Raw genomic sequence first — 20,586 nt, forward strand, 5'->3', positions numbered from 1 at the left:
TGTTAGAATAACTTCCATACCAATGTCACACCGGCATTGATGGGACCACACCAATCTTTTGTCTCGTTGCCGCGGCGTACACGTACACCGTCGATGACTTCATATTTTTCGAAATCGGCATTCAGGTAGCCCAAACCGAGGTTGAAATCAAGATCTAATGCCTTGTTCAGCCGCAGCTGATAGCCGGCGGTGATGCCGCCACCCATCAGGTCGCCCTGCTTGCCTGTTTCGGAGAGCTTGTAGTTGAACTGTCCGGCCTTGAACATCGCGCCCAGATACCAGGCTTTCTTCTCACCCATATAGTAACGCACTTCCGGAGCCACTTCCCAGAGTGCATAGCGGTGGTCCTTGTCGCTCCACGTCCATGAAGTCCACGAGCCGTTTACGGCAATGCCCCACGATGGGCAGATGCGCCATTCAAGTCCTAAATCTGGTGTCAAGGTAGCCCAGCGCAGCAGGTTGGCACGCAGGGAGAGATGATAATCAGTTGTGATTTTGGTTTCCGACAGCGTGTCGGCAAGTGTATTTTGTTGAGCGGTTTTCTCGGCTTCTGCCTTTTCAGCGGCAAGTCGGGCTTCTTCCGCCTTGCGCTGCTCTTCGGCAAGCCGTTCCTGCTCGGCACGCTTCTCGGTTTCTAAGCGTTCGGCTTCCGCCTTGCGTCGTGCTTCTGCTTCCGCATCCGTCACGGCTGTTTCCTTTACCGGTACCGTCAGGCGCACGGTGACAAAATCACCCTCTGTCACATGATTGCGGGTAATGAAGTTTTCTTCCTTGATTTTCGCTCGTGTAATCAGTTCTGATTTCACACGGTTGGCACGAATCTTCGCTGTTGCAAGGTTCTTGACTTCACTGCTCTGCGAATTGCAATATCCGTCAACCAATAGCGGCAGTTTGCCGTCAAGAATTGTTGCTTTGTTGTTTTCGATACATTCCAACAGGCGGGCAAGTTCCGTGTCATTGCCATTCCAAGGCACGTAGAACATGTCCTTCTGCGTAACGAACCGGAAGGTGTAGGTCGTGTCTGCTTTCTGCTGCGCAATGACAGGAAAAGTTAGCGTCATCAGCCACAGAAACAGGGTAAGAAAAGTGATTTTTCTGCTCATATAAACTTGAATTCATTATCTTTGTCATCTCCAAAGGTAATAAATGCCATTCAGCGCCCAAAATATTACAAAAACTTTTTTTGCTAAAACACAGCGTTTTATAAAAATTGTCGTTTGAGCACTTTTCACATTGTCGTCTGAGCACTTATTTTGTCAAATCGGCACTTTTTGAGTTGTCGAATTAGCACTTTTTGTAGTATGAGCACTTTTGGAAAATGGGTTTCTGAGAGCTTTTTCATCGGATTTTTACCACGCAAATCACTTCAGATTTGCTTTTTTCCACTTGGCAGGCGTACATCCTTCCTTCTCGGTAAATAATTTGATAAAGTTACTGCGGGAAAGAAAACCGGAAGACTCAGCCAGCTTCTGTATATTGATTTCCGGATGCTCCTTCAGTATGTTTTTCGCATACTCCAACCGGAGACTGGTTATCCATTCGCGGAATGTCATTTTATACGTAGTCTTGATATAAGCGGAAAGATAGGTACGGTTCGTATGAAGTATTTCGGACAGTTCTTTTATGGTAAGTCCCTGCTGGACATAGCCGTCTGTCTTTATCCAGTTGTCAACCCTCTCTATAAATTCTGTATAGGACCTAGGAACTTCTTTCTCAGAAACTATTTCATGTTCAGTTTCCGAATTTGTCAGAAGTTCTTCTTCAGATTGTATATCCTGCTCAAACGCATTTTCTACCTGTTCATAGAACAGCAGGTAGTTCTGATAGCTGTAGAAAAGATAGCTGTAGAACGGTATTGACGACAAAATCCAGATAAAAACATATTTGTCTGGCAGAAATGTCAGCAATCCGCATCCGACACCGAAGATAAGTGCCCAATAAGTGAATATGGAAAGCCATTTGATATATGCGCCTATATCATCCGCCTGAGTTTCATTGAAAATCCGAATGGCTCTACGATATGCAATTATGACTCTGCGAGCTAAAACGACTCCAAAAACGACTAACCATGCAGCTAAAGCAAATAAAGAGAATTTTTGCATGATTCCGCTTGGCAACAGGAACAACACAACTCCGGAAAGAGTTGAAAATATAATCCATAAAATGATATGTGTCCACACACGCCGTTTGGTAATGTAAAAACGATCAAGCAACATTATCAATGCCGAACTGAACAGAGAATAGCACAGGAAGTATGTGGACATGTTCATCAATATGGCAGAATCCGCATTTTTGAATCGGATACCAAAGAAGAAATGTACCGAATAATTTGCCGAAAGCAGCAGCATAGCTATACCCATAATCTGTCGGGAGCGGAGATAATTCTTGAAAATTTTCTTTTCAGGAGTCTTTGCAAACAAAAAATAAAAGCCGAAGAATAACATCAACGGCAGTGCGGTATAAAGTGAAAAACTGTATATAGATGGCTCCATTGTTATGCTTATTTGATTTTGATACAAAGTTACGTCTTTTTCTTCACAAATAGACACATAATCTATGATTTAACGTTATAGATTCGGTCATATTAGATTGAAAAATTATTAGAATTAAAGCCAGTGGTGAAAAATTCAACCACTGGCTTTTTCTGTCAAGACTTCGATATTAAAGTTTTACACCTTTGGATTCCGATAAACCGGGTCTCCCTATAATTAAATGACTGCGTACAAAGTCCACGTGCGGGCTTTCCGGCTGTTGTTCCGTCTGTTTTTTCTCGTTGCCTTGCCGGTTCTCTTCTGTGTTTTCCTGAGCCGGAGCCAGCTCAAGCTGTATCTTGCGGTCCAGTGCGGCGAGTTCGGACTTCAGCTGTTTCAGCTCGTCCTCCTTCTTCCACACCTTGCCCGCTATCTCCTGCAACTGCGGAATCTCCTTTTCCAGCACTTCGTTCTTAGACTTGTACTGGTCGATGATGGTCGGAATCCTCTCCAATGCGTTCAGAAAGTTTCGTGCGGCAGCAATCGGGTCTGCCATCGCCAGATGCCCGTTGTTGTAGGTGTACTTGTAGTTACCCTCCACCACGAAGCGGTTGTCAGTGAACTCCAGACCTTCTTTGAGTGTCCTCTCGCTGACCACCTTTATCGGAAAGCCGTAAAGTTCCCCGACAGCCTTGTACAGTCCACCAGTCATGGCGTTCTTGGCGATTTCCTGCAAACGCTTACCGATGACCTTCTCATCCGTTGAATCCACGCCGTCCACCTTGACAAGATTAAGGCGGCTGCCTTCCTTATCAGTCTGCACAACGGAAAGAAAACGGTTCCAGTCTTCCGTCATGGCTTCGATGAAAGCCGTGTTGTTGCGCAGTTCTCCCGTCTTGGATTCCAGCTTGAACTCCGAATCGCGCTTGCCCTTGCCCCACGACTTGCGTTCCCCTTCGAGCGAGGCGATACGCTTCTCTAATTTCGCCTTATCCAAAAGGTCGGTATTGCCGGAGAGCAACGCCATATACTCCGAGAAGTTCATACCCGATTTTTCGTCCATTGCTCCCTCGTCGATGGTACGTGCGCCCATCGCTCCACTTTTGAGCTGCGATATGAACGTCTGCTTACAGTGCAGCAGATTGAACTTGTAGCTGTCCAGCGACTTTTCCACCGCGTAGATGATGATATCCACGTTGTTCTCGGCAAAATGCTTGGCAATCTCGTTCCCGGCTCTAACACCCCGTCCGTCACGCTGTTGCAGGTCGGACGGTCGCCACGGTGTATCAAGGTGATGGATGGCGACGCATCTTTTCTGCGCATTCACGCCCGTTCCGAGCATACTTGTGGAGCCGAACAGCACGCGCACCGTCCCGGCGTTCATGGCATCTATCACCGCCTTACGAGCCTTATCCGTCTTACACTCCTGAATGAAGCGCACCTCACTTGCCGGTATGCCGTAATCCTCCACCAACTTGTGTTTTATCTCGCTGTACACGTTCCATCCTTCCCCCGGCTGGTATGTCCCCAAGTCGGAGAACACGAACTGCGTACCCTTGTGCGCCTCGTACTTGTGGTAATACTCTGCAATCATCTTGGCACAATGGTTTGCCTTGTTGTCGGGATGGTCCTCGTAGTTCGGGTCTATCATGCGCATATCAAGAGCCATCTTTCTCGCGTAGTCGGTGGCGATGAGCATCTTCGCCTTTTCCTCCGTTTCCGACAGGGGTAACCTGCCAAGCAGAGTGGCATCGCCGGTTTTGGCAAACTGCATCAGCTTCTGTATGAAGTCCTCCTGCTCCGGTGTGGGCGGTATGTGGTGCAGTATCTCATTCTTGTTTGGTCTGTCCACACCTACATCCTCCGCCGTGCGGTAGTCGGTAATCTCGTTGTAGAAGGCGGCAAGCTCCGGCACCTTGATGAAATAGCGAAAACGCTCCTTCTGCACCACGTTGTTTGTCACGTTGAACTCGAAGTCGGTCGTCTTCTTGGCGAAGATAGCCGCCCATGCGTCGAAACAGCGGATGTCCTGCCGTTCCAGTTCCTTCGGGCGCAGGTACTTAAAGAGCAGGTACAATTCCGTCAGACTGTTGGAAATAGTCGTGCCGGACAGGAACGTAGCCCCTAAGTCTTTGCCCGTACGCTCCTGTATAGTTCGTATGGCAAAAAGCATATTCAGGGCTTTCTGGCTCCCCTCCGAGTTTCCCAACCCCGCCACACGGTCATGCCGGGTGTTGAAAGTCAAGTTCTTGAATTGGTGGCTCTCGTCTATGAAAATGTGGTCGATGCCCATCTGTTTGAAGTCCACCACGTCATCTGTGCGCGACTTGATGGCGTGTTCCACTTTCTCTAACTTCGCCACAAGGTTGTGCTTGCGCTTCTCCAATCCTTTCAGCATCGCCCGCGACACGTTCTTGCCTTGCTGCCGTAAGACTTCGAGGTTTTCCTCCACCGTGTCAAGCTCCGCTTGCAGGATGCGTTGCTGCAACTCCGGTGACTGCGGTATCTTGCCGAACTGGTCATGCGACATGATGACGCAATCATAGTCATTGTTTTTGATGTTGTTGAAGAAACGCACACGGTTGGCGGTCGAGAAATCCTTTTCCGAAGCGTAGAGGATGCGGGCATTCGGATAGGCAGCTTGATAAGTGGCGGCAATCTCCGCGACATTGGCTTTCAGACCAATAATCATCGGCTTGTGCGCCAAGTTCAGACGCTTCATTTCATGCGCTGCAATACACATTATCAGTGTTTTACCTGTTCCGACTTCATGGTCGCATATTCCGCCGCCATTCTGTTTTATCATCCAGACGCAATCCTTCTGCGACGGATAAACGCTTTGAATACCCCGGCTTGCCAATCCTTTCAGATTGAGGTCGGGAAACGTCTGGTGCGAACCGTCATACTTCGGGCGCACGAAACAGTTGAACTTGCGGTTATACATTGTCACGAGCCGTTCCTTGAACTGCGGCGACTGCTCTTCCAACCATTCCGAGAACCCGTTGCGGATTTCGTCAATCTTGGCGTTGGCGAGCTGTATGCCCTCGCTGTCACGCACCTTGATGTCGTTGCCGTTCTCATCTTTGCCAATACTTTTCATCATGTCGGGACAGGTGTTGTGCAAAGCGTGTTTCAACAGGTGCATACCGTCATAGTTCCGGTAATAGCCCTTTACCAGAAACTCGTCCGTGATCTTCATGGTGCGGTAGCCGCACGCCACGGAAAACTCGTCCATGCTGGCGGAATAGGCGATTTTCACGTCCGTGTCGAAAAGATGGCTCATGTAGGCGGCATACACGCCCGTGGGAATCCAGCGTTCACCGAAGTTGAAGTCGAGGTCTTCAAAGGCGATACGCTGCGGCTCGGCTTCCTTCAAAGCCTCCAAAGCCTGTTTCACTTCCGGCAATCTTTCGCTTTCCAGATTATTTTCCATCCATGCCTCTATACGCTCCGCCTTCTCTATCACGTTTCCCGCGATGAAGCGGTCTTTAATCTCGTAACCGGTTACGAGCGGATTGTAGAAGATACGCCCCTTGAGGGCATTGAGAAGCTCCTCTTCCGTACTGTCTGTTATCCCCCGCATATAGTTGAGATTGACCGTACCATACTTGTTGAGCGATGCAGACAAGGCTTCTTCCGGAGAACCGACGTTGGCATGGTTCTCCACCGAGAAGGAAACGGGACGGTCGAAGATGTCCGCTTTGACGAACTTGCCGTCCTCCGCACGTTCCAGCGAAAGGATGTCGCGCCCTCCGGCGTCCATCATCACCAGTTTCACGTTCTGTTTGGCGTTGAGGTTGCCATAACGCATGACAAACTCGTCGTAACAGGTGTTCAGGTGTTCACGCCAAGGTACATTTTCCTCACGTCTGTTCGATTCATAGCGGTACAACCGCTCGTATGCGTCACGGAGCGATACATACAGCAACGCTTTCTCTTTCTGATAACCGGTTAGTCCAAGCGGCTGGAAGGTTGCACCGTAGGGAGTAATGTCCTTCAGATAACCGATGTCGCGTGCCCTGTTTGCCACCAGCGACCCTTCACGCAGGTGCATTTCCGGCGTGCGGTGATAGGGACGCGGCGTAAGGTCGAGGGCTTCTTTTTTCGGCTTTTCCGTTTCAAATTCCGGGAACAGGGAAGTGGCAACCGTTTCGGAAGTAGGCACAACTTCTGCCGGTGTTTCAGGTTGCTTTATTTCTTCCGTTTGTTCCGGCTTTTTATCCATATTGTCCGAAGAAGGCGCAAAAGCAGGGTTCAACGTGTCTTTGATACCCATCTTTTTCAGTTGTTCCTGCCTGTGCCGTTCTGCCTCAAGCCGTAGGGCCTTGCGCCGTTCCGCTGTCAGACTCATCATTGTCTCATAGAAGCCGTTGATGGGAGGATTGGTTTCCCAATCCAGAGTGGCGTAAATGTCGTCCGGGTCGTTTGGCTTTTCGGCATTTTCCGGCTTTTCTTCCTTATTACCGTTTACCGGCTTGGCGGCTTCAACGGGTGGAGTAACTTTGACCTGCGGTTTAGGCGTGGACGGCATAGGCTTCGGCTTGCTTTCCTTTTTCGCTGCCTTTTTCTTTTTTGCCGGTTCCTCTATGGGCATACCCCAAAGGTCGAGCAGGGTAAGCTGCACGGCTGACGAATGGTTGGGTTGGCGCGGCTCAATCTCCGGCTTTTCCTCTATGGGCTGTGCCTGCGGCTTCTCCACTCCCTTGACAGGCTCAATTACAGAAACGGGGGCTATTACAGAAGGTGATACCTTTTCTGTTTTCGGAGCAGGTTGCACTTCCGCAGCCGTGCTTTCCTCCTTTGTCGGATGCAGGCTGTGTTTCTCATACAGTTTCCTGTCAAGTTGTTGCAGTTCTATTTTCAGATGCTCCCGCAAGTCTTCCGCCAGTTGTGCGATGTCCCCACGGTGCAGGAGTTTATAGGCTGGTTTCCCGTACGGGTCGGTACTTCTGATCAAATCCGTGTGTGAAAGCGAGCCGATGCTCCATACATACCCATTTACGGAAGTGCCGATAGGGGTCTGTTCGGTCTGCACGAAGAGTTTTTCGTTGTAATACAGTTCACCATTCTTTCCGCTGTTCTTTTGCAGGATAATCAGGTCGCTGCCCACCTCCGTTCCCGCGTTATCCGTAAAGAGGTTGTTCGGCAGGCGGGCTACGCCCACCAGATTGGTATGGTTCATCATATACTCGCGTATGGGCGCGTTGGTCGGGGCATCCAGTACCCCCTGCGAGGTGATGAACGCCACGATTCCGCCTTCACGCACCGCGTCAAGGCTTTTCAGGAAAAAGTAATTGTGTATCGTCCGTGCCGCCGAGTGCCTTGCAGGATCCTTGCTGCCCGAAAATTCCGGGTCGAACACCGCCACATCGCCAAACGGTATATTGGAGACAGCCAAATCAAAATGGTTCATGAACGGCTTTTCTATCTTCTCGAAGCCCTGTACCCTTACTTTCTGTCCGGGATGCAGGTGCTTCAGTATCTTGCCCGTCATCAGGTCTTTCTCAAAAGCCATGATGTCCGCGTCCGGTCTGTTCTCCAGGACGGCGTCCACGAATGCACCGACACCTGCCGACGGCTCCAGCACCCGGTCGGGACGGATGCCGTGTTCATGCAGCACGTCCGCGATGGTCCCGGTTATCTCCGGCGGGGTATAGAAGGCGGTCAGCACGGACTGCTTCATGGCATCCATATACCGTTTGTACTCCGTCTCGTCTTTTGTGTTCTCCCGCAGCAACCTGTGCAGTTCCACGGTAGGGGCAAACAGTTCGAGGTCGGACTTCGCCCAGTGGACGGCATCCGTCAGTTCCCTTGCAGGGTTGAGTATGCTCTTCAGTCCCCCGAAACCGCAATAACGCTCTAACAAGAGCCGTTCGCGTGCGGTGGGTGTGCGCTGTTCCCTGTCAAGGAGGAATGCCGTCCGTATCGCCTCGATGTTGTCCCGCAGCCTCTGTTTGCGGTTAAACGCCATACTCTTCGATATAGAGGATGACGGCTCCCGTCAGCTCCGTGTAGAGCAGGTCATATTCGGGCGACAGGGCGAAATTGTCGTCCGAGAGGTCATAGATGGAGAATACGTTTCCGACAAGCGGTAGCAGCTTCTGGGTAAAGGCTTCACATTTTTCTCCCGGTACTTCACCCGCAAATTCGTTCTCCACGACTTCGCGCAGGATGGCGTGCCTGGAGTAGCGAAGGCCCTCCGTCAGCACCTTCATCGCCAGTTCCTGCGCCCCGTCGGCAGGATAGCCTTCGAGCCTTGCCCGTTCATACGCTTCGGCGGCACGGTCGGTTCTTTCTCGGATGAAGGCTTCATCGGCTGCCTGTTCGAACTTGTTCGTGGTGAGGTAGTCCAGCAGGTACAGACCGTAATAGGAAAAGTCGGTCCGACCCTCGTTTTTCTTCTTGTTGTTCATTTCTTTGGAATTTAGTGGATTGATAATGATGATAGGGATAATCGTTGGAAAACGAGAAGAAAAAGGCACCCGGTATCCCTCCGAGTGCCACCACTAAATCCAAAGTATGAGTGTAATCCGGTATCGAAGAACAATTCATTACTCTGAACCAGTGGCAAAGTTAAACATTTATTTTCTTCTTTTCGCAGAGGTCGCTTTACTTTTCCTTTCTGGGAACACGAAAACCGTGTTATAGTCCCCGTCAAAGGCGACTACGGCATCAAAACTCTTGCCCTGCTTGCTCTTGAATCCTTTGAGCAGTTTCGTGTGTCCGTCGGTGAGCAGGTTTTTGATTTCATCATCAGAGAGGGTGCGGTTTGCTTTCAGGCGGAACACGGGCAGACCGCACTCCGCGTTGTCGCAGCGGACGACCTTGCCGTAAAACTGCATCGTCCCCGCTCCGCACTTGGGACACTTGCAGCCGGAATCCCTGCGGGCGAACAGCTTGTCGCACGACAGCAGTTCGGAGGTAATTTCCCGTGTATATGCCTCAATCTTCCTGCGGAAGTCATCGGCGGGCAGTTCCCCACGCTCGATGCGTGCCAATTCCTTTTCCCATTCGCCCGTCATGGCGACATCGGCAATACGCATCGCCTTCACGACCGAGTAGAGGGCAAGCCCTTTTTCGGTGGGGACAAGCGACTTCTTGCAGCGTTCCATATAGCCGCGCTTGAAAAGCGTTTCGATGATGGACGCACGGGTGGCGGGCGTGCCGATGCCGCAATCCTTCATAGCCTGCCGCAATGCGTCGTCCTCTATCTCCTTGCCAGTCGTTTCCATCGCGGACAGCAGGGTGGCTTCGGTATGCAGCGGCTTGGGTTTGGTCTTTCCCTCCGTGATGGAGGCGGCTTTCAGTGCCAGCGTGTCGCCTTCCTGCCAACAGGGAATGGCGGCGGTTTCCTCTTGGCTGTTGTTCTCTTCTCCATTCTCCTTGCCATAGACGGCACGCCATCCGGCTTGCCTGATGATGCTGCCTTTTGCCACGAACTCCACTCCGGCACACTCTGCCGTGACGGTGGCAGTGTCCTTGACGCATTTTTCGGAGAAAGCCTCAAGCATGCGCCCGGCTATCATGTTATAGACGGTGCTGTCCTCTTTGGAGAGGAACAGCGGCTTCTCGCCCGTGACGAGCAGGGCATGGTGGTCTGTCACCTTGCCGCCGTCCAGGCTGCGGCGTGTCGGCACGGCTTTCGGCTGCAACTTGCCCTTCCATTCGGGCAGGCTGCCGATGAAGGCAAGCAGCTTGGGGATTTCCGCGAACACGTCTTCGGGAATGTAGCGGCTTCCGGTTCGCGGATAGGTGATGAGCTTCTTCTCGTAGAGCTTCTGCGCGATTTCAAGCGTCTGTTCCGCCGTGAAGCCATGCTTGGCGTTGGCTTCCTTCTGGAGCGTGGTCAGGTCGTACAGGAGCGGTGTTTCCTCCGTCTTCTCCTTGCGTTCGGCTTTCGTGACGGTGGCTGTGCCTGCCGACTTCACCTTATTATACAGTTCCGTCGCGGACTCTTTCTCTTTCCATTTTTCGGAAGAGGAAAACTTCACCGTTCCTTCATCGCAGCCGTCCGTTGCGATATGGAGCTGCCAGAAGGCTTCGGGGGTAAAGCGGCGGTTCTCCCAATAGCGTGCGCACACCATCGCCAACGTGGGTGTCTGCACCCGCCCGACGGAATACGTGCCGTGTCCGGCGGCGATGGAGAGAGCCTGCGTGCCATTGATGCCCACGAGCCAGTCGGATTCGCTCCGCGCTTTGGCGGCGAGGTAGAGGTTGTCATACTTGCTCCCCGCTTCGAGGTTGCGCAGTCCATCGCGGATGGCCTTGTCGGTAAGCGAGCTTATCCAGAGGCGCACGAAAGGGGTGGCGCATCCTATGTAATGGTAGAGGTATCGGAAGATAAGTTCGCCCTCGCGACCGGCATCGGTCGCCACGATGATTTGCTCACTGTCATTGAACAGGCGGGTTATGGTTTTTATTTGTGCCACTACGCCGCTGTCGGGTTTGTAGCCCTTCTCAGCCTTTACCTGACGGGGTATGAGCGTGAAGGAGTCGGGGATGACGGGCAGGTTGTCACGGACAAAGCCGCGTATGCCGTAACCGTCGGGCATGGCAAGCTGGACGAGGTGCCCGAATGCCCATGTCACGGCGTAGCCGCCTCCCTCGAAATATCCTTCCTCTCTCTTTGTCGCGCCCACGATACGGGCGATCTCACGTGCCACAGACGGCTTTTCTGCAATGATTGTCTTCATATTTTTCTGTCGTTTTGAATTTTACAAATGTTACTTCGGATTTAGTGGCGGACACCGGATTACATCTTCATGCCCTTATTGTTTTTCTTTTGCGGCTTCTCCTGCTGCTGTTGCTGTGCGGTGTCCTTCGGGGCGGTCTGTCCCTTCCGCAACGGCTCCTTCAGGTTCTTGGTAGCCTCGTTGGTCTTGCCCTCGCTGTTCACCGCCACCTGCGTGCGGCTCTCGTTGGAAGGCGCGATCTTCTGCGCGTTGTCGGGGTTGGTGTCGTAGCGGTACGGGCGTCCCTTCTCCGGGTTGAACCTGATGTACATCGTGGCGTGGAAGCCCTGCTTGTCGGTCACGTTCTCCAGTTTCACGGCTTTGCCAGCCACGTAGTCGGCTTTCTGCTGCTCGGTGAAGTCCACGCCGCTCCATTTGCTGATGGGGCGGATGCTGCCGTCGGCGTTCGTCCACGTGTTGCGGCGTTGCTCCTTGTTCGTGTTGGCTGTATTTTCCGTACCCTGCGCCTGTCCCTGTGCGGGGTTGTTCTTGGCTTCCTGTGCTTGTGCGGCACGTGGCGACCTGCCGGTTCCCGGCACGAACTCCACGCCGCGCTGCTCCACGTTCACTTGCAGGGTGGTGACGAACTTCCTGCCGTCCTTGCGTTCGATGAGTTTGTCGCGCACAGGCAGCCCGGCACGCAGCATGTCCTGCTCCTGCTTGGTGATTTCCGTCTTGCCGATGCGCTCCGGTATGCGCACCTTGTTTGCCGGGACATCCGTGATTTCGTTCGTCTTGCGGTCGATGCTGACGAACGAGGGGATGATCTCGCCCGTTTCCCTGTCCACGAGGTCCACAACCCTGCCGAGGTTGCCCGTTTCGCGCAGGTTCTTCCGGTCGTCGTCGGAGAACTTGTGTTCCTTGTACTCGTCGAGTTTCTGCTCCTTGCGGATGAAGTGCGGCACAAGGCTGACGTTGCCCTCGCCGTCCTTCTTGAAGGAGAGGCGGGCATCCAGCTCGAAAGCTTCTCCGCCGAAATTGGGCGACACCCTCACCAAGTCGGACTTGCCGTAGTTGAGCATCCTGTCAAGGTCGCCCGACTTTTCAAGGTCGTCGCGCTTCACGCCCCATTTCTCCTCCAACTCCTTCCAGTTGATCTTGCTCTCGTCGATGGGTTGGTAGCCCCGGTTGCTCTGCGCCTGCTGCGGGTTTTCCTGATTCTGTTCGTTTTTCTGTTCCATTTCTTCCTGTTTTTTAGGTTCGTCATCTTGTTTCTGTCCCGGTTGTTCCTGCTTTTCGGCGGACTGCTCCTCCTGTACTTTCTTTTCGTAGCCGGAGGTGTCCACCTTGTGGGGCGCAAGCATCTCCTTGTTGCCCTCGGGGTCTTTCAGCAAGTCCTTGATAACTTCCAGCAGCTTGTCGGCTTGGTCCGCCGCGACACGGTAGAAACCGAAGCGGCTGGGTTCCTTGCACTGCCGGAAGAAGTTTTTAAAGAAGTTGTCCAGCACGTCTCCGTGCCTGTCGAATTGCAGGAAACTCTGCGCGTTCTCCGCCTTTGCGGGGGTACGCTTGGGTGAGCCGTCGGCGTTAAGCCCGGCTACCACGCTAATCTCGCCCGTCTTCTCGTCGCGGACTATCAGCACGTCTTTTTCTGTTGTTTTCTTTGCCATTTGAAAAATGTTTTAATGGGTTATTTATTAAAGAAATTATGGATACGCGCCTTGTAGAAGGCTATATCTTCCTTGCGGAAATCCTTTACGTGTTCGGAGAGGAATGTCAGTACGTCCTCCTCGCTGTAATAGGTCTTTTTGCCGAGCGTCTTGTACGGCAATGCACCGATGCTGCGGTAGCGCTGCAGGGTACGCTTGCTTATCTGGAGCAGCATGCAGAGGTCTTGGTTGTCGAACATCCTGATACTTTCCATCGGGTTTGGGGCTTTGCCGGACGGTCGCAGGGAGAGCAGCAGCTCGTCCTGACGGTCGAGCCGTTCCATCAGCTTCTGCATCCAGTCCTCAAAATTGTTTCGTGTAAGCAGTTCCATATCTTATGTCCTCCTTCCTTTGGGTTTGCCGCCGCCCGTGCGCAGCGTGTGGTTGCGTTTCAGTTCCGTCAGTGTCGCTGCATCTTCTGCCACGGTGCAATCTGCGAGCAGGCGGTCTATTTCCGACCGGCGGTAGCGGCATTTGCCGCGCAGCACGATATAGCCGATGCGCTGTTCGCTGCGCATACGTTGGAGGGTACGGGTACTCACGTTCAGCAGGTGCGCCGCCTCGCGGGTGGTGAGCAGCATGTCGGAAGACTCTCCCTTCCTCTCACCGGAAACGGCACGCACATAGACCGCTATCTCGGCTATCTGTTCCGTCAGGGCGGTGAAGGCGGAACTTTCAATCGTTATCACTTTCATATTTTGTCCTTTCTTTTGTTTCTCTGCGGCAAAATTCGGCAATAAACAAAAGGGGCTTTAACAACTCATTACGTGACTCACGTAAGATTTTCTTTGAAAGTGACTCCGTAACCCGGACAACCGGCGCAACAAGCTGCCGTATAGCGGAAAACGGCACGCATTCAAGGCGGCTGCGTTACCTTTGCGGTAAATCATTAAATGTTTTGGTATATGGAAATCGTATCTATCGAGAAAAAGACCTTCGAGATGATGCTGGCGTCATTCAACGCCCTCTCGGAGAAAGTCGCCGCCCTCAGGCGCAAAAGCGACGGCGGGCGGCTGGAAAGGTGGCTCACGGGCGAGGAGGTCTGCGGGCAGTTGAGAATCAGCCCGCGCACGTTGCAGTCATTGCGTGACAGGCGGCTTATCGGCTACTCGCAGATGAACCGCAGGTTCTATTACAGGCCGGAGGAGGTCAGGCGGCTTATTCCGCTTATCGGCACGATCTATCCCGATGGAAAATGACTCTGTTTTTATTAACCACTTAATCCGATGTTATGATGAACGAGAACAACGAGGTTTTCTCAATGGAGGACGAGCCGGTTGCCACCGCGATACAGAATATGCTCAAAGGCTCCAAATGGCTCTCCGCATTTTTGGAAAGTTACCGTCCGCCACTGGACGGGGAACATTACTTGACGGACAAGGAGGTGGCGGAAATGCTCCGGGTAAGCCGCCGCACCTTGCAGGAGTATCGCAACAACAGGATGCTGCCCTTTATCCTTCTGGCAGGTAAGGTGCTTTATCCCGAATCGGGACTGCGTGAACTGTTGGAGGCGAATTACCTCAAGCCGCTGGAATAAGGCGGTTGCATGAAAAAAAAGGAAACGGACAGCACCCGATGGTGTTGTCCGTTTCCTTTTTCGTTGTCTGTATGCGTGTTCAGCAATATCCGGTTTTCCCGTTCTGTATGAACATCACGTATGCCTGCCTCTTTTCCTTTGAGAGTGCCTTCTCCACCAGCCACATGCGGAACACGTGTGTATAGTAGGTGTTCAGCCGGAAGGCTACTGGAATGATGATTTCAAGCGAGTAAACATCCGCGTACAGGCCGTTTTCAAGCTGTATGTAGCGGCATACCTCGTAGTCGTTCAGCACGTCCGACTTGCGGACGGCTTTGATGGCGGCGTTCACTGCCGGGACGGTGGCATGGAACTCTTCGGCGATTTCCCCGGCGGTCATCCATACCTCGTTACCGGTTACGCTGACCGTCTTGTCCTCTATAATGATTATGTCACGTTTCATTGCGTCTCTGTTTTAGATGGTACATCCTGCAAATTCCTCGATTTGGTTCAATCTTGCGGCAAGGTTCTCCATGTCTTGGTTGAGCTTCTCTTTGGTTATCTTCGCGTATATCTGCGTTGTCTTTATACTCTTGTGTCCCAGCATGGAACTGACTGTTTCGATGGGTACACCGTTGGAGAGGAACACCGTCGTGGCTGCCGTATGGCGGCTCTGATGCCACGTGATATGCTTGGTGATGCCGCAACGCTTGGCGACGGCACGGATCCCGGCGAGGCACGTGTTGTAGTGGGGAACAGGGAAAATCCTGCCGTTTTCGCACAGCCCGCGGTATTTGTCGATGATTTGTTTCGCAATGTCAAGCAGGCGGATGTTAGACACCACGCCCGTCTTCTGGCGGTTGATGTTTATCCACTCGTGTTCATCGAAGTAGGTGCGGATGTTCTCTTCCGTCAAATTGCGCATATCGGCGAATGACAAGCCCGTGAAGGCGCAGAACAGGTAGAGGTCGCGGTATAGTTCCTGTTTGGCGTTCTTCAGTTTACCTTCCATCAGCAGGCGGATTTCGTCTTTGGTCAGGAAACTGCGTGTCGTTTCCTCCTTCTTGATTTCATACTCCCTGAACGGGTCGCGTGTGAGCCATTCGTTGTTGATGGCGATGAACACCATCGTCCGAAGTGGGCATACATACAGCCACACGGTATTGGTGCAGCAGTGTTTGTCCGTGCGCAGAAACATCTCGAAGTCGGAAATGAAAGCGGGGGTAAGCTCTTTCAACGCGATGTCCTTCACGTGGTAACGGATGTTGAGAAACTCTTGCAGGTGCTTGTAAACGGTCTTGTACTTCAAGAGTGTGCCTTTGGCTTTCATGCCTGCTTCCACCTGCTTGGCATAGTCCTCGTTGTGTTGCTGGAACACCTGCATCAGCGTGTGATAGCGGTGTTCCAGTCCGAGAAAGGCGTTCTTCACCTTCTCTGCCGTGACGAAGTTGTCACGCTCCATGATTTCCTGATAGTGCTTGTTGATGCGCACCCGCATCTTGTCAAGCATGCGGTTCGTTTCGAGTGCCGCCGTGCTTCTGCCCGTGACACGTCCCCCTTTGGTGTCCCACAACTTGGGATCGATGGTCAGTTTGCAACTGAATTGCGTCTGGCTGCCGTCCACCGTGATGCGTCCCATGACGGGAACCGTCCCGTCTTTTTTCACTACCTGACGTTTGAGGTAGTAAATAACTGAAAATGTACTCTTCATCGTCCTTAATTTTTTTTGTTCAAAATTAGTTGGTGAAGAGCCCTCCTCTGATACGCAAATCGCGGAAGAACGGCGCAATCTTTTTTTGTTACCGGATTTTTTGCGTGAGTTGTCAGTAACTCACTAATCTTTAAGGCCTTGTTTCGTTATTCGTGTCCATTTCGTCACCTATTGGGCGTGGTTACGAACAAGTAACGTAGCTCCGTCTTGATTTGGCTTCGGCGTGGATTGTAATGGCTCTCAGAATAATTGGCAGCGTTAATGAAACCCCTGTAAATCAAATCCATTACCATATTCTTCCGCATTTCACTTTTTTGTAGTAACTTTGCAATGACAAATTCATTATCGATCCAATAAGTCGCTTCTTCGGAAGTGAATTTCAATATACAATAGCTCGGATCTATTACTCCTCCAGGGAAATGAGCGAACATCCAGTCAGACCAAAGGGCTTTCTTGATTTCCATATCGGAAACGATCTCGACCTTACCTGTTAACACGATACTGTCTCCTCCTTTCATAAAGCAAACTCCGGCTTTCGGGTTGAGTTGGAATTGTATCGTCTTATCAGAGAACGTGCCTGTAGAGAACCATATTTGGGAAATACCATCCGCTTTTATTTTTCCCATAGGAACCGGACGGGGATAACCATCTTCCGTAACAGACGCAAGCATAGCAGTGTCACATTCCGTTAATATGGAAATTGCTTTTTCCTCGATTAGCTTGAGGTCTATCATCTGGACGGGTATACATAAATCGATCATACATTTATCTTGTGGATGTTGATCGAGGGGGATGCTTTGATAGATCTCGAATGATTTGCCCGCACAAGGCTTGCATTGGTGTTTGGATGTAAGCGTGTACATCAAGCTCCATGCGGCGGGTATTTCATCCGTTCCTATCTCAAAATGCCCGATTGCGTAAAGTCCTCCGGATAATAATCCTTTTGAGATCTCACTTTCTCCCTCTACCTCTTGAGGCACTGTTAAACCGATATCCACACTCAACTCCTTTCCTTCGTGTTGGTAAACTGATATAAGTTTATTTGCCGGACCGTTTATAAGTCCTTTTGGCCCTGCCCATTGCATAAGCTTTCTGATAGAGCTTGGGATCAAGCTCATATCTCCTTGATGATGAAGATACACGATGTGTGTAGCTTGTAGTTCTTTTAGTTCAAAAGTGTAATTCATAAGATTCTTATTTGTAAAAGTTCAATAGTGCAAACATACGGAATGACTATTCTTTCTGGTTGTAAAAAAACGACTTTTTATGTGATAGATTCTTGCGATTTTATTTTTAATCAAATATAAGTAAGCGGTTCATCCGTAGGATTTGGTAAAGTCAGGAAGTAAGAGGGAACGTCTCCCGCTAAACGCTTGAATTCTTTGATAAAGTGGGAATGGTCATAGTAGCCGCAATCTAAGGCGATGCTGCTTAAGTCCGTGTGTGGGGCGTTCCTCAGTACTTCTATGGCATATTGGAATTTTATGATCCGGCTGAATTCTTTGGGAGTATATCCGGTGGCATCCTTGAACTTACGTTGGAAATGCCGCTGGCAAATGCAAATCTTGTCGATCAAGTTTTGTACGGGTAGCTGTCCGCAGGACTGTTTTATAAATGAGGTGGCGTATATAATTTGTCTGTCTACTTGAATGGATTGGGTGAGAAGGCGTATAAGATAGCCTTCGATAATGCGGATACGGACGGAATCGTCCGGCTGTTCGCAAAGCATCTCGGCAAAGGAATTATCGAATAAAAGGTTAATATCTGAAGACTGGATGCGAAGATCGGCAAACTGTCCCAAAGGCTCATTCGTGAAAGCTGCCAGCCCACAGGGTTGGAAACGAACTCCTAGCATATGTAGGGAATCTGTCGTAGCGGTAAGATTGGAATAAGACCTCATGGGACCGACAAAAAAGGAACGATAAGGCTGCATGATCATTTGATGCTCATCCGCGGGAATTGTCATATTCCCGATGGAAAAGATGAAATCCGTGCAGCCGTCCGCTAAAATCTTAAAGCGTGTTCCTATTTCCGCATAACCTTTAAACACCCAAAACTTATCGATGAAGGGTGCTAAAAGGGCGCATGGGGTAAATTCTCGATACATACGATTTTATTCAAATAGTAGATCCTATGATTTGTTTTATTTCTTTTCCAAAAGATACATATAATCGCCATAACCTTCTTCTTTCATTTTTGCTTTGGGAATAAATCTCAGGGATGCGCTGTTGATGCAGTATCGTAATCCGCCCTTATCTGTCGGACCATCATTAAATACGTGTCCCAGATGTGCGTCTCCTGTTTTACTGCGCACCTCTATCCGTTTCATGTCATGAGAATTATCGGTATTTTCCATAACAAGGTCTTTATCTATCGGTTTTGAGAAGCTAGGCCACCCACAACCGGAGTCGAACTTATCAGTCGATATGAACAAAGGCTCTCCTGTGGTGATATCTACGTAAATACCTTCACGCTTTTCGTTCCAATATTCATTTTTAAATGCTCTTTCCGTGGCATTTTCTTGTGTTACCGCATATTGCTCGGCCGTCAGTTTGGAGCGTAGTGTCGTATCATCCTGTTTCTGGAATTTCTTTTCAGAAAGGGGCTTGCCGGTCGTTTTCTCCTTATTTGCTTTACGTGCGAAATCGAATAGTTCCGGACTTATATGGCAATAACCGTCCGGATGTTTGCCTAAGTAATCTTGATGATATTCTTCTGCCGGATAGAAATTAACTAATGGCTCCACCTCGACAACGATGGGCTTGGAGTACTTTTTAGCCAATGTCTCTATAGCCTCTTTGATGATAGGCAGATCGGCGGCGTTGGTGTAATAAATGCCGGTACGGTATTGCGATCCTCTGTCATTACCTTGCCGATTGAGACTTGTAGGGTCTATGGTCTTGAAGTATAGTTCTAACAATAGTTTTAAATCGGCTTGTTGAGGATCGTAGCTTACTTCTACTGTCTCGGCAAATCCGGTATTGTCGTTACATACCTGTTCGTAGGTTGGATTTTTGATGCTTGTTTTACCGTTGGCATAACCCACTTGGGTACTAGTAACACCATTGATTTGTTTCATGAAATGTTCTGTTCCCCAGAAACATCCTCCGGCGAAATAGATTTTACTTTGTGCATTCATTTTAGTTGTTTTAGATAGTTGATCACTCATTTTTGTTTGTGCGATTACTAAACCGCTTGCCAATAGCAAAACGATAGTCAAAATTACATGTTTCATCTTATATATATATTATTATATAACCAAAATATTAAGAAAATGGTTTCAACTAAAAGTCGTATGCCTTCATGCGGAGGATTATATGCTTGGCTATTATTTGATTTTTGTCCCACCGAATACCTCGCTCATATCCATATGGTCAAGAGCCGTGTCTATCTGATTGATCTCGGCGGGATTTATCTTTATATCCACAGCCCCCGCATTCTCTTTTAGCCGGCAGAGATGACGAGTTCCGGGAATAGGAACGATCCACGGCTTTTTTTGTAGCATCCAAGCTAGGGATATTTGTGCGGGAGTAGCATGATGCTCATCGGCCAGATGGTTTATGAGATCTAGAAGAGGCTTGTTCTTCTCGAAACTTTCTTTTTTGAATTGCGGCATAGTTGCCCGGTAATCATTTTGAGGGTTGAATACGCTTTTGACATCATAGCAAGCGGAAAGTAAACCGTTTGCCAATGGCGAGAAAGCAACGAAGCCAATGCTTAATTCCTCTAGAGAGGGGAAAAGGTTTTCATGCCAACGTGCCATCATGGAATAACGATTTTGTATGGCGGTTATAGGACAGACCTTATGCGCACGGCGAATATAGTCCTCGCCCGCCTCTGATATACCCCAATGTAATACTTTGCCTTCCTTGATCAAGTAGGCCATCGTGTCAGCTACCTCTTCTGGTTCTACTTGGGGATCTATGCGATGCTGATAGTAAAGGTCAAGATGGTCTGTCTTAAGTCTCGCTAAAGAGCCTTCCACGGCTAAACGAATCGACTTCGGTTTAGAATTCGGGATAAGGGGATAAGGGCCACATTCGCTAGACTTATCAAAAGTGAGTCCAAACTTAGTAGCGATCACGATTTTATCACGAAATGGCTTTAAGGCATCGCCTAAAAGCTCCTCATTGTCATGAGGATTCGTGTTTGTACCATATACTTCGGCCGTATCGAAGAAGGTATATCCCATATCAACGGCGAGGGCAAATAATTCCGTCATCTCTTTTCTGTCGGCAGGTGCGCCATAAGCATGGCTCATACCCATGCAACCCAATCCTATAGTTGAGACCCTAAGTCCGCTTAATCCCAAAACTCTGTATTCCATATTTATTTATATTTTATCTGAGCGCAAAGTTGGGAAGAAGTATCTCCACCGGTGTAACAACAATTGCGGATATAAATACAATTATTTCGGTTTTCTGTAAAAATGGTGATACAATCCGTAATCTGTATTCATTCTGTATGATTGGGTAAATGTATCTTAGCGGTCAAAAAATAATAGAAT

The 20,586-nt window shown here is 50.0% G+C and carries 15 protein-coding genes and 2 pseudogenes; 2 read left to right on the forward strand and 15 right to left on the reverse strand.

Translation table 11 applies throughout. The features are described 5' to 3' along the window. Nucleotides 1-2 precede the first annotated feature (2 nt). From DW033_RS04605 to DW033_RS04640, 9 genes and pseudogenes are all read right to left on the reverse strand, one after another. Nucleotides 3-1,103 carry a DUF3575 domain-containing protein gene (locus DW033_RS04605; protein WP_122382497.1) on the reverse strand — a complete coding sequence of 367 codons (1,101 nt, stop codon included), beginning with the start codon at nucleotides 1,101-1,103 and terminating at the stop codon, nucleotides 3-5. A gap of 258 nt (nucleotides 1,104-1,361) precedes the next feature. Continuing rightward, complete coding sequence (locus DW033_RS04610) at nucleotides 1,362-2,444, reverse strand: AraC family transcriptional regulator (protein ID WP_122382527.1); 1,083 nt, start codon at nucleotides 2,442-2,444, stop codon at nucleotides 1,362-1,364. A gap of 217 nt (nucleotides 2,445-2,661) precedes the next feature. After that, a pseudogene (locus DW033_RS04615) lies at nucleotides 2,662-6,660 on the reverse strand (helicase-related protein); the annotation flags it as partial. Between the two features lie 116 nt (nucleotides 6,661-6,776). Beyond that, nucleotides 6,777-8,442 (reverse strand): annotated as a pseudogene (locus DW033_RS25290) (N-6 DNA methylase); the annotation flags it as partial. After that, nucleotides 8,432-8,953: a DUF1896 domain-containing protein gene (locus tag DW033_RS04620; RefSeq protein ID WP_004308417.1), complete on the reverse strand. Its 522-nt coding sequence runs from the start codon at nucleotides 8,951-8,953 to the stop codon at nucleotides 8,432-8,434. The gene DW033_RS04620 and the pseudogene DW033_RS25290, both read right to left, overlap by 11 nt. Before the next feature lie 99 nt (nucleotides 8,954-9,052). Further along, a complete protein-coding gene (topB, locus tag DW033_RS04625; RefSeq protein WP_122382499.1) occupies nucleotides 9,053-11,164 on the reverse strand; it encodes a type IA DNA topoisomerase in 2,112 nt (703 codons plus the stop codon). 59 nt (nucleotides 11,165-11,223) lie between these two features. Continuing rightward, complete coding sequence (locus DW033_RS04630) at nucleotides 11,224-12,813, reverse strand: DUF3945 domain-containing protein (protein WP_025868223.1); 1,590 nt, start codon at nucleotides 12,811-12,813, stop codon at nucleotides 11,224-11,226. Between the two features lie 20 nt (nucleotides 12,814-12,833). Beyond that, nucleotides 12,834-13,184, reverse strand: a complete 351-nt coding sequence (locus DW033_RS04635) for a helix-turn-helix domain-containing protein (protein ID WP_004308425.1) — start codon at nucleotides 13,182-13,184, stop codon at nucleotides 12,834-12,836. 3 nt (nucleotides 13,185-13,187) lie between these two features. Then, nucleotides 13,188-13,547, reverse strand: a complete 360-nt coding sequence (locus DW033_RS04640) for a helix-turn-helix domain-containing protein (protein WP_005830221.1) — start codon at nucleotides 13,545-13,547, stop codon at nucleotides 13,188-13,190. 210 nt (nucleotides 13,548-13,757) lie between these two features. Between DW033_RS04640 and DW033_RS04650 the strand changes: the two genes are divergently transcribed. After that, nucleotides 13,758-14,051, forward strand: a complete 294-nt coding sequence (locus DW033_RS04650; protein ID WP_008645715.1) for a helix-turn-helix domain-containing protein — start codon at nucleotides 13,758-13,760, stop codon at nucleotides 14,049-14,051. 32 nt (nucleotides 14,052-14,083) lie between these two features. Continuing rightward, nucleotides 14,084-14,389: a helix-turn-helix domain-containing protein gene (locus DW033_RS04655; RefSeq protein ID WP_048927460.1), complete on the forward strand. Its 306-nt coding sequence runs from the start codon at nucleotides 14,084-14,086 to the stop codon at nucleotides 14,387-14,389. Nucleotides 14,390-14,468: 79 nt separating this feature from the next. On the opposite strand, the gene DW033_RS04660 is transcribed toward DW033_RS04655, so the two are convergent. From DW033_RS04660 to DW033_RS04685, 6 genes are all read right to left on the reverse strand, one after another. Beyond that, a complete protein-coding gene (locus tag DW033_RS04660; protein WP_004308431.1) occupies nucleotides 14,469-14,831 on the reverse strand; it encodes a hypothetical protein in 363 nt (120 codons plus the stop codon). A 12-nt stretch (nucleotides 14,832-14,843) separates the two neighbouring features. After that, nucleotides 14,844-16,079 carry a site-specific integrase gene (locus tag DW033_RS04665; protein ID WP_004308432.1) on the reverse strand — a complete coding sequence of 412 codons (1,236 nt, stop codon included), beginning with the start codon at nucleotides 16,077-16,079 and terminating at the stop codon, nucleotides 14,844-14,846. Between the two features lie 164 nt (nucleotides 16,080-16,243). Then, on the reverse strand, nucleotides 16,244-17,266 hold the full coding sequence (locus tag DW033_RS25295; RefSeq protein ID WP_370453715.1) for a GyrI-like domain-containing protein: 1,023 nt from the start codon (nucleotides 17,264-17,266) through the stop codon (nucleotides 16,244-16,246). A gap of 110 nt (nucleotides 17,267-17,376) precedes the next feature. Next, entirely contained in the window at nucleotides 17,377-18,186 is an 810-nt protein-coding gene (locus tag DW033_RS04675) for a helix-turn-helix domain-containing protein (protein ID WP_122382500.1), read from the reverse strand. 36 nt (nucleotides 18,187-18,222) lie between these two features. Continuing rightward, a complete protein-coding gene (msrB, locus tag DW033_RS04680) occupies nucleotides 18,223-19,314 on the reverse strand; it encodes a peptide-methionine (R)-S-oxide reductase MsrB (protein ID WP_048927587.1) in 1,092 nt (363 codons plus the stop codon). Between the two features lie 93 nt (nucleotides 19,315-19,407). Then, nucleotides 19,408-20,406, reverse strand: coding sequence for an aldo/keto reductase (locus tag DW033_RS04685; protein ID WP_122382501.1), 999 nt, complete (start codon nucleotides 20,404-20,406; stop codon nucleotides 19,408-19,410). Nucleotides 20,407-20,586: the final 180 nt, after the last annotated feature.

Origin of the sequence: Parabacteroides sp. AF39-10AC, from assembly GCF_003635405.1 — a bacterium.
Taxonomy (GTDB): domain Bacteria; phylum Bacteroidota; class Bacteroidia; order Bacteroidales; family Tannerellaceae; genus Parabacteroides; species Parabacteroides distasonis.

Excerpts from the sequence above, each read along its gene's own strand:
- msrB (WP_048927587.1), bottom strand. The coding sequence starts at position 19,314 with ATGAAACATGTAATTTTGACTATCGTTTTGCTATTGGCAAGCGGTTTA.
- DW033_RS25295 (WP_370453715.1), bottom strand. The coding sequence starts at position 17,266 with ATGAATTACACTTTTGAACTAAAAGAACTACAAGCTACACACATCGTG.
- DW033_RS04660 (WP_004308431.1), bottom strand. The coding sequence starts at position 14,831 with ATGAAACGTGACATAATCATTATAGAGGACAAGACGGTCAGCGTAACC.
- DW033_RS04610 (WP_122382527.1), bottom strand. The coding sequence starts at position 2,444 with ATGTTATTCTTCGGCTTTTATTTTTTGTTTGCAAAGACTCCTGAAAAG.
- DW033_RS04665 (WP_004308432.1), bottom strand. The coding sequence starts at position 16,079 with ATGAAGAGTACATTTTCAGTTATTTACTACCTCAAACGTCAGGTAGTG.
- DW033_RS04650 (WP_008645715.1), top strand. The coding sequence starts at position 13,758 with ATGGAAATCGTATCTATCGAGAAAAAGACCTTCGAGATGATGCTGGCG.
- DW033_RS04685 (WP_122382501.1), bottom strand. The coding sequence starts at position 20,406 with ATGGAATACAGAGTTTTGGGATTAAGCGGACTTAGGGTCTCAACTATA.
- topB (WP_122382499.1), bottom strand. The coding sequence starts at position 11,164 with ATGAAGACAATCATTGCAGAAAAGCCGTCTGTGGCACGTGAGATCGCC.
- DW033_RS04640 (WP_005830221.1), bottom strand. The coding sequence starts at position 13,547 with ATGAAAGTGATAACGATTGAAAGTTCCGCCTTCACCGCCCTGACGGAA.
- DW033_RS04675 (WP_122382500.1), bottom strand. The coding sequence starts at position 18,186 with ATGTATCGAGAATTTACCCCATGCGCCCTTTTAGCACCCTTCATCGAT.
- DW033_RS04630 (WP_025868223.1), bottom strand. The coding sequence starts at position 12,813 with ATGGCAAAGAAAACAACAGAAAAAGACGTGCTGATAGTCCGCGACGAG.
- DW033_RS04605 (WP_122382497.1), bottom strand. The coding sequence starts at position 1,103 with ATGAGCAGAAAAATCACTTTTCTTACCCTGTTTCTGTGGCTGATGACG.
- DW033_RS04635 (WP_004308425.1), bottom strand. The coding sequence starts at position 13,184 with ATGGAACTGCTTACACGAAACAATTTTGAGGACTGGATGCAGAAGCTG.
- DW033_RS04655 (WP_048927460.1), top strand. The coding sequence starts at position 14,084 with ATGATGAACGAGAACAACGAGGTTTTCTCAATGGAGGACGAGCCGGTT.